Source organism: Hyphomonas sp. (genome assembly GCF_041398385.1).
GTDB lineage: Bacteria > Pseudomonadota > Alphaproteobacteria > Caulobacterales > Hyphomonadaceae > Hyphomonas.
Map to the genome: position 1 here is coordinate 1 of NZ_JAWKUW010000009.1, position 14,658 is coordinate 14,658.

Here is a 14,658-nt window from a genome sequence, read left to right on the forward strand (position 1 = left end):
CTCGACAGTGATCGGTCTTGCGAAGAAGCAGAAGGCGCCGATCCTTCCGCTCAACCTCGATGCCTGGAATTCGCAGCTTTACTACCTGTTCTGCAATCTCAGCGGTGAGCTGCGCGACATCACCCTGTTCCACGAGCTGCTCAACAAGAAGGGCGCGAAGGTACGGATGACGTTCGGTCAGCTGATCGACCCTGCGTCGCTGCTGGGCGATACGAACGAGCTGACCGAACAGCTCAAGCATCATGTCGCCTACGAACTGCTGGGCAATCCGAAAGCCGTGTTCCAGCCCTGAGGGTCAGTAGGAGGTGATCCGGCCGGCCATGGCGGGATTGGCGGGGCAGGCGGCCGGAACGCCGTCCGAACCATCCGGCATCTGGCCGTCATGGCGCGCGGCCCAGGCGGCGGCCACGGAGATTTCCTGCGCATCGTCGAACAGGGTGACGAGGCGCTTCAGCGCCGTTTCGCTGGCATCGGCCGATTTCGCGGCCTCGAGCGCAGTGAGCTGGACTTCTGCTTCCTCCGCCATGCCGCGGAAGATGCAGCCAAGGTCCTTCGCGCCGCTGACCTGGTCGTTCCATGTTCCGAGACGCGTGGCGGTGGCCGAGAAGCGTTCGAGGTCGATGAGATAATGGTCCGGCAGGGTGGGGGCCTCGCCGGTCCGTGCTGTATCGAGGTAGCCGACGGATTCCGTGTAGAGCGCGGCAGCCCGGGCACCCCAGCTTTCCGCGAGTTCCGGACTGGCGGCGGCCGGCAGGGCCAGCGCAGCGAGCGCGATCGGGACGATGAGGCGTTTCAACATGGGGCAGACGCTCCTTTTCGCCTGTGAGGCGAGCAAGTCCCGTGCCGCTCCCGCCGCAGGGCTTTCCGCAAGGGCCGGTCTTGCCAGTCATGGGCCGGCTGCCCAAACATCGGGAAAACAGGGAAATGAATGGGATGAGCGGGGAAAACAGGGGAATCGTTCGCGACCAGCCGCCGGAAATTCCGTCCGAAGGCGGCCCGCTCGCGCCGTTCCACGGCGAGGTGCCCCCGGCGCCGGACTGGTTCCGTAAGGCGGTCGCCACCCCTTACGAGACGGGTTCGGTGACGGTTAAGGGCGCGAACGTGACCTATCAGCGCTGGGGCAGGCGGGGCGCGCCGGGCCTCCTCCTGGTGCATGGCAACGGGGCGCACGCCCATTGGTGGGATTTCATCGCGCCGTATTTTGCGAGCCGCTACAATGTTGCCGCCATCACATTTTCCGGCATGGGCGACAGCGACCAGCGCGAAAAGTACAATATGGAGACGTTTGTCGAAGAAGAGGTGGCCGTGGCGGAAGCTGCGGGCCTTTTCGACGGGCCGACGAAGCCGATCATCGTGGCGCATTCCTTCGGTGGTTTCGTCACGCTCGTGACTGGCGCGAAATATGGCGAGCGGTTCGAGGGCATGGTGATCGTTGACAGCCCGGTGAACCCGCCGGAGCGCCCCCATCGGGGACCGGACCGCAAGGGACGCCCGAACCGGGTCTATCCGGACCTTGCGGGTGCCCTTGGCCGTTTCCGCCTCGCCCCGCCGCAGCAATGCGAGAACCTCTACGCAATGGACTATATCGCGCGCTGGAGCCTGAAGCGCGCCGACGGGGAGGGCTGGACGTGGAAGTTCGACCCGTTGATCTGGACGCATTTCGATCCGGGCCGCGACCCCGGCGAACTTCTGAAGTCCGCGCGCTGCCGCGTGGCCATCATTCGCGGCGAGGACTCATCCCTGATGCCCGACGATGTCGGCGACTATATGCGCCAGCTGCTCGGCCACCAGGTGCCGTTCATTTCCATTCCGCATGCTGAGCATCATGTCATGCTCGACCAGCCTCTGGCCTTCATCGCCGCGTTGCGCACGCTGCTGGCGGAGTGGGACCATTCGGACCCGCACCGCACCGTGTAGCGCGATCACGAAGGCGGCGTGGCCGGCACGACCCGGCCGGCAATGCCCAGCCACTCGACGATCTTGAGCGCAGATTCCCAGAGCGATGCCTGTTGGGCATCGCCGTCAGACTCGGCTCTTGCGGCCTCAGCCGAGAGCACGCTGGCCGATTCCTCGACGCCGACGCGCCGCATCGTCGTCACCGCCGTCGAAAAGGCTTTCGGGTCGCAGAATTCAGTACGCGGGCTGCCCAGCACCCAGGCTACCGCATTGCCCTCTTCCTTGCGCCCGAGCAGGCAGCGCTGGTCAGGCTCGAGGCTGAGCCACAGGATGGCCTGGAAGTCCGGGAAGGCGCCGCCGAAAATGTCGGAATGGCCGAGGCCGCCATCGGAGACGGCGGACGTGTCGATCGTGTTGAGATCGGGCAGCAGGACGGGATCGGTCGAGTCCCCGGCGCGCCGGCCCTTGCCGTTGAAGCGGCGTGAGGCCTGAAGGGCGAGATCCTTCGAGCTTGCATACAGTGTCAGATCGTCGGCCAGCGGGCCGAAATTCTTCACCATGTCGGAGAAGATCTGGGCGTCGACATCAGGAGAGGCGAAGACAATTTCATTGAACAGCTTTTCCTGCGGCTGGCGCTCGGCAAGCTTTTCAAGCGCCTTGACGAGGAACTCGTTGCCCATCGAGTGCGCGACCACGCTGATGCGTTTTGCGTGGGTCTTCTCGGAAAGGACGAGCAGGAAGTTCTCGAGGTCCGCGGCGGCCTCGTCGTTGATCTGCGACCGGTCTGCGCGGTAGCTGAACAGGCTGCCGGCGGACGGCCAGGAATAGAAAACGGCCGCACCATCGATTTCGAGATCGGTCGACAGCTGCGCCGTCCGCTCGATGCCGTCAGAGAACTTTGTGTTGTAGCCGTGGATGAAGACGAAGATTTCGCGGCGCTTCGACTTGGCGAGTTCCAGTTTCACCTCGTTCACGAACGTGTCCATGCCGGGGAACACTTTCATGTCTCCCAGGATAACGTGCCGAGCGGGGTCCGGCCGGAATTCGAAACGAAGGACGCTCGGCTTTGGAACCTCACCGATATTGCGGTTGCGCGGCACCGAGACCATGACGCTGCCGGTCTCGAGGGGCCCGCGCGTCGCGCTGTAATAGGTGCGCGGGTCGATCACCGGGCGGCCGGAAATGTCGATCTGCTTCACCGGCGCAGGGGCGCGGTCCGTTCCGTAGAAGACCCTGACGAGATCGAAGTCGGCTTCCTCGCCGAGCTCGCGGACCATGGGTTCCCCGGGGGCTGCGGCAGCGGCGAATTCCTCGTCCGACCGGGCCCGGTCCACCGAGTCGCGGAGAACGGAATCGGCTTCCTCAGCGGTGTAGAGACCGCCCGCCCTGGCGATCTGGCCGAGGTCGAGATCGTTGGCCTTGGCAAAGGCGAGGAGCGGGGCCATGCGCGGATGGTCGGCGCCGAGATGGTCGTTGACCAGTGCCACGGCGCGCCCGGTGTGGAAGGTGGCCGCGTCCTTCCGGCCGGCATCGATCGCGATCTCGCCCATGCGGGCCTCAAGGTCGATGAGCCGGGTGAAGTCCGGCGACGGGAGCGCCGCTTCGGCGTCATAGGCGGCCTGGTAGGTGGCGAGCGCGGTGTCCGGATCTCCAAGGATTGCGAGCAGGTCGGCGAGATTGAGCTTCAGGGCCTCGTCGCTGGCCGGATCGGCCATCAGCGCGTGCGCCAGCTCCACCTGTCTGGCCGTGTCGCCGGCCGCTTCGGCATCGCCCAGCTCGACCAGCAGGTCGCGCGGCGGGGCCGGCTCGGCTTCCGCGGCAGGTGCGGGCGGGGCAATCGCCGGAGGCGTCTCCGGCGGTGTGGCACAGGCAGCAAAGCAGCTCAGCAGGACAGCCAGTGCGGCGGTGCGGATGCGGATCATGCGTCTCCTCCTCCCCGGGCAGGCGAATACTAGCCGGGGGCGGGGACCGGCCGCAACCACTTCTGCGGCGGCAATCAGCCGTCTTTCTTCCAGCTTACCGAATAGAGGTCGAACCGGCGGTCCTTGAGGTTCTGGACGGCGCCGGACTGGCGGGCGGTCAGCAGGTCCGACAGGGACAGGTCGGCCAGCGCAATGGTCTCGGTGTTGGGGGCTGTATCAGCGGCCACACCGTCGCGCGCGAACGGGAAGTCCGACGGTGTCAGGATGCAGCTTTCGGCATAGTGGATGTCCATGTTCTCGACGTTCGGGAGGTTCCCGACCACACCGGAGAGGGCCACATAGCACTGGTTCTCGACGGCGCGGGCCTGGCAGCAATAGCGGACCCGCAGGTATCCACGGCGCTCATCGGTGCAGAACGGTACGAACAGGATGAGGGCGCCCTGGTCGACCAGATGGCGGGCGAGTTCCGGAAACTCGGAATCGTAGCAGATCATCACGCCGATCGGGCCGCAATCGGTCTGGATCACGTTCGCGCCCTGGCCGCCCTTGATGTTCCACCACATCTTCTCCGACGGCGTCGGGTGCAGCTTCTGCTGGGTGTGGACCGAGCCGTCGCGCAGGAAGACATAGGAGATGTTGAGAATGTCGCCATTCTCCATCCGGCTCGGATGCGTCCCGGCGATGATGTTGATGTTGTACGATACCGCCAGCTTTTCCACGAAGGCGATGAAGCGCGGCGTATATTCGCTGATCTTCTCGATCGCCTCCACCGGCCCCAGCGGCTTGTGCTCAAGCGACAGGAGCTGCAGCGTGAAGAGTTCCGGGAACACCACGAAGTCCGCCTTGTAATCGGCGGCGATGTCCGTGAAATATTCGATCTGCTGTTCGAATTCGTCGATGGCATTGATGCGGCGCATCTGGAACTGCACCGTCGCGATGCGCACACGCTCGGGCAGGGAAGTGTCGCCAAGACTCGGCTTTGCCTTGATCTTGTCCTGCTCCAGCGGGTTTTCCCACAGCATGTGGGTGGCGCAATCCTTCGACTGGGTATCGCCCAGCAGGTAATTCCGCATCACGCCGATCGGCCGGAAGCCCTGGCGCAGCTGGAAATTGATCACCGGATCCTTCAGCTTCTGGTCGAGGACGGCGTTGATGTAGTCCTTCGGGTCGGGATAGTCCTTTGCGTGACGGGCATAGCCCGGCATCCGTCCGCCGAAGACGATGCCCTTAAGTTCCAGCCACTGGCAGAGATCCTTCCGTACCCGGTAGAAGCGCTCCCCGATGCGCAGGCGCCGGTAATCGGGATGCACCATGACGTCCATGCCGTAGAGCATGTCGCCGTCCGGATCGTGCCGGGCGGCAAAGCCCGCGCCGGTGATTTCGGTCCATGTATGGGGCTTCAGTGCCACCTCGCTCGAAATCATGAAGGTCGCGCAATAGCCGACGATCCGGCCCTCATATTCGGCGACGAACTGGCCGTCATGAAAGCGGTTGATATGGCCGAGGATTTCGCTCGGCCCATAGCCCATGCCGGTGCCGTAGACGCGCTCGGATACCTCCACGATTCCGGGAATGTCGCGGGTCTCGGCATTGCGGACGATCAGTTTGGCGGGTTTGTCGGGCATGGGGCTCAATCTTTTGCGGGCTGAACTTGGATCAATGGGGCAGGCGGAGGCTGGCGCGCAAGCCCCCCATCGGGCTTTCCGACAGGCGCAGGTCGCCGCCATGCGCATGGGCGGTATCGCGCGCAAGCGTCAGGCCAAGCCCGGTGCCGGAGGCATTCTGCGAGCGGGCCTCGTCGAGGCGCGAGAAAGGCCGGAACGCCTCTTCATGGCGTTCCTTCGGAATGCCGGGACCATTGTCGTCGACGTGGACTTCAGAGGCGTGCGGGCCCGCCACCAGCGTCACGCGCACGTCGCCGCCATACAGGGTACCATTGGAAATAAGATTGGTGATCGCCCGTTTCAGCGCAAGGCGCCGGCCACGGATGCGGATACTGTCCGGCCCGATGACCTCGACCGGCTTGTCGAAGCCGGAAGCGATCTGGCGCACCAGCACGGCAAGATCGAACGGCGCGACACTGTCCTCATCTTCGCCCTTCGCGAAGGCGAGGTATTCGTCCAGCATCATCGCCATATCGTCGAGGTCGGCCTTCATGGCCTTGATCTCGCCCGTCTCGTCCATCATGGCGAGCGACAGCTTGAGGCGGGTCAGGGGCGTGCGCAGGTCATGGCTGACGCCTGCCAGCATGGCGGTGCGCTGGTCGGCAAAGGCGGTGAGGCGGTTCTTCATGTCGATCACCGCCCGCGCCGCATCGCGCACTTCATTGGCGCCCGACGGGCGGAAGTTCGGCACGTCGCGTCCCCGGCCGAAGGCGCGCGCCGCTTCCGACAATTGCAGGATCGAGCGCACCTGCTGGTTCAGGAATGCAATGGCGATCGCCAGCATCAGGCCTGTTGCAACGATCATCCAGACGATCAGGAAGTGCGTATTGGCCACCTGCGCGCGCTTCTTGTCGACATCGAAGACGACCGGCGCGCCGCGGTTCGAGACGATGAAGGCAATGCGCGAGGAAGATCCGTCAAGAAACACATCCACGTCCTGATGGAAGGTGTTGCTCAGTTCACGGACCAGCACATCGCGATAGGCAAAGTCCGACCGCAGCCGGTCGACGGCGGTCTGCGGGTCGGGCACCGTGCACTGGACCGATATGTCCAGCTCCTGCGCCATCGCCGCCACATCGTCTGGTGCGCGGTCGCAATACTGCATCAGCAGGGCCGCGTCGCGCCCGACATTCTGGGCCAGCTTGCGGTTCACTTCGGCGATGTGGCCGGAATAATAATACCAGGTCAGGATGCTGAGGATCGTCAGGATCGGAATGATGACGAGCGCCAGGATGCGGGCGTAAAGGCCCCTGGGTGTGAAGTCTCTCAGCCTGAAAGACAAAAGTTTCATGGATCAGGGCGCAGCCTGCTTGATCATGTAGATATTGGTGTTGGACTTGTGGTCCACCACATAGCCGTGCTGGTCCAGCAGCGCCATGCAGTCGCGCTCCCAGCGGCCGGCATGGCAGTCCTCCATCATGATCGCCGCAGGATGCAGCGCCGCCGGCGCGGCCTCGAAGAAGGGGAAGAGGGCGCGGTCTTCGAAGCCTTCAATGTCGATCTTCAGGAAGTCGATCCGCGTCATGCCGGCTTCCGCGAGGATCGAGAGCAGCGGTCGCACCGGCACTTCGATTGCCTTGGAATTGGCATTTCCGACGAGCGAGCTCTGGCCGAGATCGTCGCCGAGATGCAGTTCCATCATGCAGTCTTCGGCGCCGACGGCGCAGTTGAACAGGTTGAGATCTAGCTTGCGCGAGAAGTCCGGATTGACGGTCTTCAGGTTGCCGGACAGCCGGGCGAACATCACCGGGTTTGGCTCCACGGCGACCAGCCGGCCTTTGGGGATGATGGACGCGGCATAGAGGCTGATGATCCCGGCATTGGCGCCGATGTCCACGAACTGGGCGTCGTTGCGCCGAAGGAACCGGTCCATGAAGGCGGCCTCAGCCCGCACGACCGACTTTCCCATCAGGGCCGATTTCAGCTCGGAATTATTGTCATGGATGTTGAGGCGCGCATTGACGCCGAACAGCTCGACATCGAGCGGCCCGTCGACCGTGCTGCGCAGCCATCTGGCCAGGATCTTCCGGGGCGAGCCGCGTTGCAGGAAGGAGTTTCTGGAAGCCGACAGCACACGGGAGACCGCCGGCGAGGGACGGAAGCTGCCGAAGGGCTGGCTGTCAGCAGTCATGATCGTCGTTCCTTGCCATGCCGGGCCATGCCGGAAACCTGCCCTGCGCTTGGCTCTAGCTGGGTAGGAGCCGATAGCCAACCCCGCGCACTGTCTGGATATGCACGGGCTCCCTGGGGTTGGGTTCGATCTTGCGGCGCAGGCGCGTGACCTGCACATCGACCGACCGTTCCATGCCGGCGGATGTCAGTTCCGCCAGTTCCTCGCGGCTGATCGCTTCGCCGGGGCGCGCGGCGAGGGCGGACAGGAGCTGCAGCTCCGCATCGGTCAGGCGGATGCGGTCGGCGCCGTCTCTCAGTTCCCCGCGGGCGGCATTGAAGACGAGGCCCGACATTTCGATTTCCTCCGGCGGCGCTTCCCGGTGCGACCGGCGCAGGATGGCGGCGCAGCGCAGGGACAGTTCCTCCGGTTCGAAGGGCTTGGCGAGATAATCGTCGGCGCCGCGCTTCAGGCCTTCGATCCGGTCGCTGGCCTCGCCGCGCGCAGTCAGCAGCAGGACCGGCGTGTCCTTCAGCGCGCTCGTGCGGATGCCCGCCAGCAGCGACAGGCCATCCTCGCCCGGCATCATCACGTCCAGCACCGCAAGGTCGAACGCCATCGTCGCCATCAGTCGCCGGGCTGTTTCAGCATCGCCCGCCGCGGTGACGCGATAGCCTTCGCGCGCGAGGAATCGTTTGAGCAGGTCACGGATCCGGTCGTCATCGTCGACGACAAGGATATGCGCGGCCTCACCCATCAGCGCACCAGCGCGTCGAGTACCCGGCGCGTTCCGTCCACCGCGTCCGGCCCGGCGCTGCGGAAGGCAAGCCGAAGCCGGTCGCGCAGGACGATGGCGATGGGCGTCGTCAGCGTGGTGCCGGCATCCGACAGGGCCAGCGTGCGCTGGCGGGCATCCTCGGCGCCCTTGGCCTTTTCGATCAGGCTGCGCTGATCCAGCGCACCCAGGATGCGGGCGAAGGTCGGCACGGTCATGCCGAGCGACTCCCGCATCTCCGACACGGTCAGGCCCGGCCGGTACCGGATTGCCATGAGAATCTGCATTTCTGACTTGCTGAGGCCTGCCTTGTTGCGCGCCTTTTCTGCGGCTCTGTTGAGTTCCATGGCGCCGGCCAGAAGCAGGCCGACCCCCCGGTCCAGCTCCTGATCCATCAGGAAGAGGCGGGGGTCGAATGGGCGGTTCAGGTTGACGTCTGGTGCCATAGGAATGAAATGAACGCGAAAATCAAAGAAGTTCAAGCGAGGAGCGCTGAGAGCAATGGCCGCAACCCCGGCAACCCCCTACGACGACCGTGACGGATATATCTGGATGGACGGCGAATTCGTGCCCTGGCGCGATACGAAAATCCATGTCCTGACGCATGCCCTGCACTATGCCTCGTCGGTCTTCGAAGGCGAGCGTGCCTATAGTGGCAAGATCTTCCGCTCGCTCGACCATTCCAAGCGCCTGCACAAATCCGCGGAAATCATGGGCTTCGAGATTCCCTTCTCGGTGGAGCAGGTCGAGGAAGCCAAGCGCGAGGCGCTGGCGAAATCCGGTCTCGAAAGCGCCTATGTCCGCGCCGTCGCCTGGCGCGGCTCGGAAATGATGGGCGTTTCGGCTCAGAACAACACGATCCATCTGGCTGTGGCGTGCTGGCACTGGGGCGACTACTTCGCCGACAAGATGAAGGGCATCCGCATGACGCATGCCCCGTGGCGCCGCCCGGCACCTGACACCGCGCCCTGCCATGCCAAGGCGGCCGGTCTCTACATGATCTGCACCCTGTCCAAGCACGCCGCAGAAAAGGCCGGCTATGCCGACGCGCTGATGCTGGACTATCGCGGCCAGGTGGCCGAGGCGACCGGGGCCAACATCTTCTTCGTCCGCGACGGCGCGCTGCACACGCCGACGCCCGACTGCTTCCTCAACGGCCTCACCCGCCAGACGGCGATCAAGCTCGCGAAGGAACGCCAGATCGAGGTGATCGAGCGGGCCATCATGCCGGACGAGCTGCCGACCTTCTCGGAATGCTTCATCACCGGTTCGGCTGCGGAAATCACGCCGGTCGCAGAGATCGGCGCGCACAGCTACAAGCCGGGCCAGATCTCCGAAGCGCTGGTCAACGATTATTCGAACCTTGTGAACGGCAAGCTCGAAATGGCGCTCTAGCCTGCCATGATGTGAGCGCCAGCGGCCCCTTGCCGCCGGCGCTCACTTGATTTCCCCTGTGAAAATGGGCCTAAGAAGGTGCGCGTGGTGCCGTCCCGGCAGTGCGCAAGTACATTTCTGATTGCCGGACCCATAGATGAAGCGCCTGATCCTGATGCGTCATGCCAAGACCGAACCCTTCGGGGAGGGCATCGACGATTTCGGCCGCGCCCTGACCGAACGGGGCCATGAAGACGCAAAGCGCATGGCCGAGGAACTCGTCGCCATGGGCTGGAGTCCGGAGCGGATCCTCGTCTCGACCGCGCGCCGCGCCCGGGAAACCTGTTCCGAAGCCGCCCGCGTCTTCGAGGGTGAAAAGGTCCGCCCGATGGAGTCGCTCTATCTGTGCGGCGTCCGGGGCCTCGCCGATGCGGTCTCCCAGAATGACGGCGCCGGAACGCTCATGGTGATCGGCCACAATCCGGGCATCCATGATTTCGCCCTCGACATCCTGCGCGAGGGTGGCAGCCAGGACCATTACGCGGCCCTGCGCCTCTCCGAGAAATTCCCGACCAGTTGCGTCGCCCTGTTCGAACGTGAGGATGAGGGCAGCTTCGTCCCGGCGCTGCTGCGCCTGTCGGCCGTCCTGCGGGCGAAGGATTACCGCGAAGTCGAAATCGACTGACCCCACAAAAAAGCCGCCCTGCCTTGGAGCAAGCAGGGCGGCGGGCGGGTCAGGCACCGTGGCGGGGGAGAGAGGCAGTTCGGCGCCTGCCGGTTCTGTCTTATTTCGACATGTCCACGACGTGCGCGGCGGTGAAGTTCGCATTGCCGATGCGGCGGACGACGTCACGCATCGTGTTGCGCTCGCAATATGAGACCGCGAAGGATTTGCCGAACGGGATGTCGGCGCTTTCCGCTTCGCAACGGTCAGCGACCTGCTGCTTCACGTTTTCATATTCAGCGGCGGCACCGGCCGGGGTGGCGAGGGCGTCACGGTCGAACTGGACCGCCATGCGGAACGGCTCGGAGGAGGCAAAGGCCGGAGCGGCGAGGCTGACGGCGAGGGCGGCGGCGATGAGGGGGCGGATCATGAGAGTATTCCTGCTTGCTGGTGTTTTGAAGAGAGAGGGAGACGGCGCTGCCAGTCAGGAAGGGGGCCTGACCAGGGGGGTGGCAGCGCCGTCCGGCGGTTAGTGCGACTCGCGGCGGACGAGGCGCTTGCGGCGGCGGACCAGGAGGCTCTGCTTGTGCCGGCCCGGCTCGTCATTTGCCGGCCGGGTCCGCAGCGTATTGCTGCCAGTGAGGATGGCGAGAGCCATCGGCGCGGCAAGCGCAACGATCTCGGGGTCAGTCTGACGAACGCGGGGGGTCATTTTTAAAAAAGTCCTTCTTGGTTTCTTGTCCCGGCGGGACCATCCCGCCGCCGACACACTCAAGATAGGACAGATCTTATCGTTTTTCAATATTAATTTATCGAAAAAAAATAAAAGCCGGAAAAATCAAGGCACTCTGTCGTTTTCCGATTATCGATATGGTGCCATGCGGGCTGTCTTCAAGCCAATGAATTGCCGTTCATGTTCGAATCTGCTGCCGTTTTTGGAGATTCCGGCACCTGGCCGGTGCGGAAGGGTGCCTGAAGTCAACGCACAGTCATCCTTATGGACCCTCTGGTCACGCCCTGGTCACGGGTTGGGACGGATCTATCCCCCCTCTTGTCCGACGAATAAGGATGTTCTATATTTGTTCCATGAGTGGTGTACATGTCATCTGGTTCAAACGGGATCTGAGGATCCACGACCATGCGGCGCTCGCCGCCGCATTGGCCAGCGGCGGGCCGGTTCTCCCCCTTTATATCTTCGAGCCCGGCCTCTGGACCCAACCCGAATCCTCCCGCCGGCAGTTCGACTTCCTGATGGAATCCCTCACCGAGCTGGACGAGGCGCTGACCGGCCGGGGCGCCCGGCTGGTGGTTCGCACCGGCACCGCCCTCGACGTGTTCGCTGACCTCCACCGCCGTCATGGGCTTGCGGCCATCCACACGCATGAGGAAACCGGCCTGCAATGGAGTTTCGAGCGGGACAAGGCGGTACGCCGCTGGGCACTGCAGGCCGGTGTTTCGCTGCGTGAGCAGGACCAGTCCGGCATATTCCGGGGCCTGAAGGACCGGGACGGCTGGGCCGCGCGCTGGGATGAGGCCATGTCGCGGCCGCGCCTGCGCGCGCCGGAGGCCATCCCGATGGCGGCGGTTCCGTCCGGGCCCTGGCCCATCGCGGAAGATTTCGGCCTCAGGGAAGATGAGTGTCCGGGCCGCCAGAAGGGCGGCCGCACCGCTGGCGTTGAATTGCTCCGCAGTTTTCTCGCGGGCCGCGGCCGGCGCTACCGCAAGGCCATGTCCAGCCCGGCCGGCGCGGCGGAAGCCTGCTCGCGCCTGTCGCCGCATCTTGCATTCGGCACGGTCTCCGTCCGCGAAGCCGTGCAGGCGGCGCGGCGCGCAAAGGCCGCCTATGAGGTCGACGGTGACACGACCTATGCCGACTCTCTCGACAGTTTCCTCGCCCGCCTGCAATGGCGCAGCCATCTCATGCAGAAGCTGGAAGACGACACCTCGATCGGGGTGCGCCCGCTGCCCCCGGCCTATGATGGCCTGCGTCCGGAGGCAGCAGCCGGGGATGCACGCCTCGACGCCTGGCTGAACGGGCGCACCGGTTTCCCCTTTGTCGACGCCTGCATGCGCTCGCTTCGGTCCACCGGCTGGCTGAACTTCCGCATGCGCGCCATGCTCATCGGATTTGCGACGCATCACCTCTGGATGGACTGGAAGCGTCCGGCCGAACAGCTCGCCACCCTGTTCACCGATTTCGAGCCCGGTATCCACTACCCCCAGGCCCAGATGCAATCCGCCATCACCGGCACCAATATCCCCCGCGTCTACAATCCGGTGAAACAGTCACAGGAACAGGATCCGGACGGCGCCTTCATCCGCCGCTGGGTGCCGGAACTGGCGGCGCTGCCGACGCAATACCTGCATGCGCCCTGGGAAGCGCCGAAGGCCGAGCTTGCCCGCGCGGGCATCGTCTTCGGCCAGACCTATCCGATGCGCATGGTCGATCATATTGCCGCTGCGCGGGAGGCCCGGGAGCGGATCGCCGCAACGCGCCGCAAGCCGGGTCATGCGGAAACGGCCCGCGTGCTCGAAGACCGGCACGGCAGTCACAAGGCCGGCATCGCACGCCCCACACGCCGCGCCGGCCGCCTCGGGAAAGTTCACGCTGGCCCGGTTCAGCTCAGTTTCGATCTTGGGCTCCCGCCGCCGGCGCGGTAAGGGAAGGCCGATCTGCTTTCAGGCGAAAATAAAAGCCCGACACGGGAGTTGTTTCGGAATCGCAACGAATGCAACTTCCGGTATATGTCCTTTCCGGGTGAAATGATTTTTCTACCGGAATGGGAGTTGATGGGATCCGAGGGTCGGCAGTGCCGGTCACAGAGCTGCGCGGGCTTCCGGCGCCGCCGCCGGATGCCCTGCTCGCCGATGCGGCCGCTTCAGGCTTCGCCCGCCGGGCCGCAGGCCTCTCGGCCCGTGAGACGCTCACACCCCCGCAAGTGCGGGCATTCGCACGGTTAATCGCCGTGGCCGGAACGCTCGGCCTCGCAGCGCCCGGCCTCCTCGCTGGCACGGCCCTGATGCTCGCGCCGGTCATCTTTCTTGCGGTGATCCTGTTCAGGCTGGCCCTGCTGGGCGTGGCGCTGGTTCCCCGCCGGCGAGCGTCCCTGCCGCCGGGCCTGTCGGTCCTGCTGCCGACCTATACAGTGCTGGTCGCGCTGAAGGATGAGGCGCCCTGCGTGCCACAGCTGGCGCGCATGCTGCGCGGCTTCGATTATCCCGATCACCTTCTGGACGTGAAACTGCTTCTGGAAACCGGGGACACGGAAACGCGCGACGCCATCGAGGCGGACACATGGCCCCGCCGCACCGAACTTCTCGTACTGCCGCCCGGTGATCCGCAGACCAAGCCGCGCGCCCTCAATTATGGCCTCTCCCGCGCGGCCGGTGCCTATGTCGTTGTCTATGATGCGGAAGACCGTCCCCATCCCGGCCAGTTGCGTGCGGCGGCGGAAGCTTTCGCCCGGTCGGGGCCACAGCTTGCCTGCCTTCAGGCGCCTCTGGTGGGCACGCCGGCAAGCGGCGGATGGCTCTCGCGGCAATGGGCCCTCGAATATGCGATCCAGTTCGGCCTGATCCTCCCCGCGCTCGCGCGCCTCGGCCTGCCCATCGCGCTTGGCGGCACCAGCAACCATTTCCGCCGTTCGGTCCTGCGCGGCGTTGGCGGTTGGGATGCCTGGAACGTGACCGAAGATGCGGACCTTGGCTTGCGCCTCGCGCGGCTCGGCTGGCGCGTCGGCACGATTTCCTCGCCAACCCTGGAAGCGCCACCGGAGAAGGGCAGGGTCTGGCTCGCGCAGCGCTCACGCTGGCTCAAGGGATTCGTGCAGACCTGGCTGGTCCTGATGCGCGATCCAGCGGGGGCTTTCCGGTCGCTGGGGGCGGGCGGGTTTGCTTCTGTCCAGCTGACGCTTGGCGCGGCGATCCTGTCCGCCCTTGTGCACGGGCCCTGGATGCTCTGGTGCCTTGCCTGCCTTGCCAGCCCCGGCCTGACGCTCGGTCCGGTCGGCATGGCGGGTCTCGTCCTCTCGCTCGTGACCGGCGCTCTTTCCGCGGCGTTAGCGCCGGGCCGGCCCCTTTGGTGCAAGGCCGGCGACATCCTGACCCTGCCGCTTTACTGGCCGCTGCAGACACTCGCCATGGTTCGCGCCTTGTGGAGCCTTGTCCGCCGGCCGCACTACTGGGCCAAGACTCCGCATCCCCTCTGACCCGGCGACAGCGCTTGGCGGCGGCGTGGGCAGGGCATAGGGTCA

15 protein-coding genes are annotated in these 14,658 nt (G+C 64.9%); 6 read left to right on the forward strand and 9 right to left on the reverse strand.

What is annotated here, in order from left to right; translation table 11 throughout:
* Positions 1-292: GNAT family N-acetyltransferase (locus tag R3C13_RS13940; protein WP_371311444.1), on the forward strand; the 292-nt coding region annotated here is incomplete at its 5' end.
* A 3-nt stretch (positions 293-295) separates the two neighbouring features.
* On the opposite strand, the gene R3C13_RS13945 is transcribed toward R3C13_RS13940, so the two are convergent.
* A complete protein-coding gene (locus R3C13_RS13945) occupies positions 296-799 on the reverse strand; it encodes a hypothetical protein (protein WP_371311445.1) in 504 nt (167 codons plus the stop codon).
* 134 nt (positions 800-933) lie between these two features.
* On the opposite strand from R3C13_RS13945, the gene R3C13_RS13950 reads away from it, so the two are divergent.
* A complete protein-coding gene (locus R3C13_RS13950; protein WP_371311446.1) occupies positions 934-1,917 on the forward strand; it encodes an alpha/beta fold hydrolase in 984 nt (327 codons plus the stop codon).
* A 5-nt stretch (positions 1,918-1,922) separates the two neighbouring features.
* Here R3C13_RS13950 and R3C13_RS13955 read toward each other — a convergent pair whose 3' ends face one another.
* The 6 genes from R3C13_RS13955 to R3C13_RS13980 form a co-directional block, all read right to left on the reverse strand.
* The gene (locus tag R3C13_RS13955; protein WP_371311447.1) at positions 1,923-3,818 is read right to left on the reverse strand and encodes an alpha/beta hydrolase; all 1,896 of its coding nucleotides are present in this window, start codon (positions 3,816-3,818) and stop codon (positions 1,923-1,925) included.
* Positions 3,819-3,892: 74 nt separating this feature from the next.
* Entirely contained in the window at positions 3,893-5,443 is a 1,551-nt protein-coding gene (locus R3C13_RS13960; RefSeq protein ID WP_371311448.1) for a GNAT family N-acetyltransferase, read from the reverse strand.
* 31 nt (positions 5,444-5,474) lie between these two features.
* Positions 5,475-6,773 (reverse strand): ATP-binding protein, encoded by a 1,299-nt coding sequence (locus R3C13_RS13965; RefSeq protein WP_371311449.1) that lies wholly within the window; start codon positions 6,771-6,773, stop codon positions 5,475-5,477.
* A 3-nt stretch (positions 6,774-6,776) separates the two neighbouring features.
* Entirely contained in the window at positions 6,777-7,613 is an 837-nt protein-coding gene (locus R3C13_RS13970; protein WP_371311450.1) for an FkbM family methyltransferase, read from the reverse strand.
* Between the two features lie 55 nt (positions 7,614-7,668).
* Positions 7,669-8,349, reverse strand: a complete 681-nt coding sequence (locus tag R3C13_RS13975; RefSeq protein WP_371311451.1) for a response regulator — start codon at positions 8,347-8,349, stop codon at positions 7,669-7,671.
* Positions 8,349-8,813: a MarR family winged helix-turn-helix transcriptional regulator gene (locus R3C13_RS13980; RefSeq protein WP_371311452.1), complete on the reverse strand. Its 465-nt coding sequence runs from the start codon at positions 8,811-8,813 to the stop codon at positions 8,349-8,351. The genes R3C13_RS13975 and R3C13_RS13980 overlap by 1 nt, the downstream gene beginning before the upstream one ends.
* A 55-nt stretch (positions 8,814-8,868) precedes the next feature.
* Here R3C13_RS13980 and R3C13_RS13985 point away from each other — a divergent pair, with 55 nt between their 5' ends.
* The gene (locus R3C13_RS13985; RefSeq protein ID WP_371311453.1) at positions 8,869-9,762 is read left to right on the forward strand and encodes a branched-chain amino acid aminotransferase; all 894 of its coding nucleotides are present in this window, start codon (positions 8,869-8,871) and stop codon (positions 9,760-9,762) included.
* 136 nt (positions 9,763-9,898) lie between these two features.
* Positions 9,899-10,426, forward strand: a complete 528-nt coding sequence (locus tag R3C13_RS13990) for a histidine phosphatase family protein (protein WP_371311454.1) — start codon at positions 9,899-9,901, stop codon at positions 10,424-10,426.
* A gap of 100 nt (positions 10,427-10,526) precedes the next feature.
* Here the strand turns inward: R3C13_RS13990 and R3C13_RS13995 are convergent, their stop codons facing one another.
* Positions 10,527-10,835 (reverse strand): UrcA family protein, encoded by a 309-nt coding sequence (locus tag R3C13_RS13995; protein WP_371311455.1) that lies wholly within the window; start codon positions 10,833-10,835, stop codon positions 10,527-10,529.
* A gap of 99 nt (positions 10,836-10,934) precedes the next feature.
* On the reverse strand, positions 10,935-11,117 hold the full coding sequence (locus R3C13_RS14000) for a hypothetical protein (protein WP_371311456.1): 183 nt from the start codon (positions 11,115-11,117) through the stop codon (positions 10,935-10,937).
* Between the two features lie 374 nt (positions 11,118-11,491).
* Between R3C13_RS14000 and R3C13_RS14005 the strand changes: the two genes are divergently transcribed.
* Together R3C13_RS14005 and R3C13_RS14010 are read left to right on the forward strand one after the other, a co-directional pair.
* The gene (locus R3C13_RS14005) at positions 11,492-13,066 is read left to right on the forward strand and encodes an FAD-binding domain-containing protein (protein WP_371311457.1); all 1,575 of its coding nucleotides are present in this window, start codon (positions 11,492-11,494) and stop codon (positions 13,064-13,066) included.
* 149 nt (positions 13,067-13,215) lie between these two features.
* On the forward strand, positions 13,216-14,613 hold the full coding sequence (locus R3C13_RS14010) for a glycosyltransferase family 2 protein (protein ID WP_371311458.1): 1,398 nt from the start codon (positions 13,216-13,218) through the stop codon (positions 14,611-14,613).
* Positions 14,614-14,658: the final 45 nt, after the last annotated feature.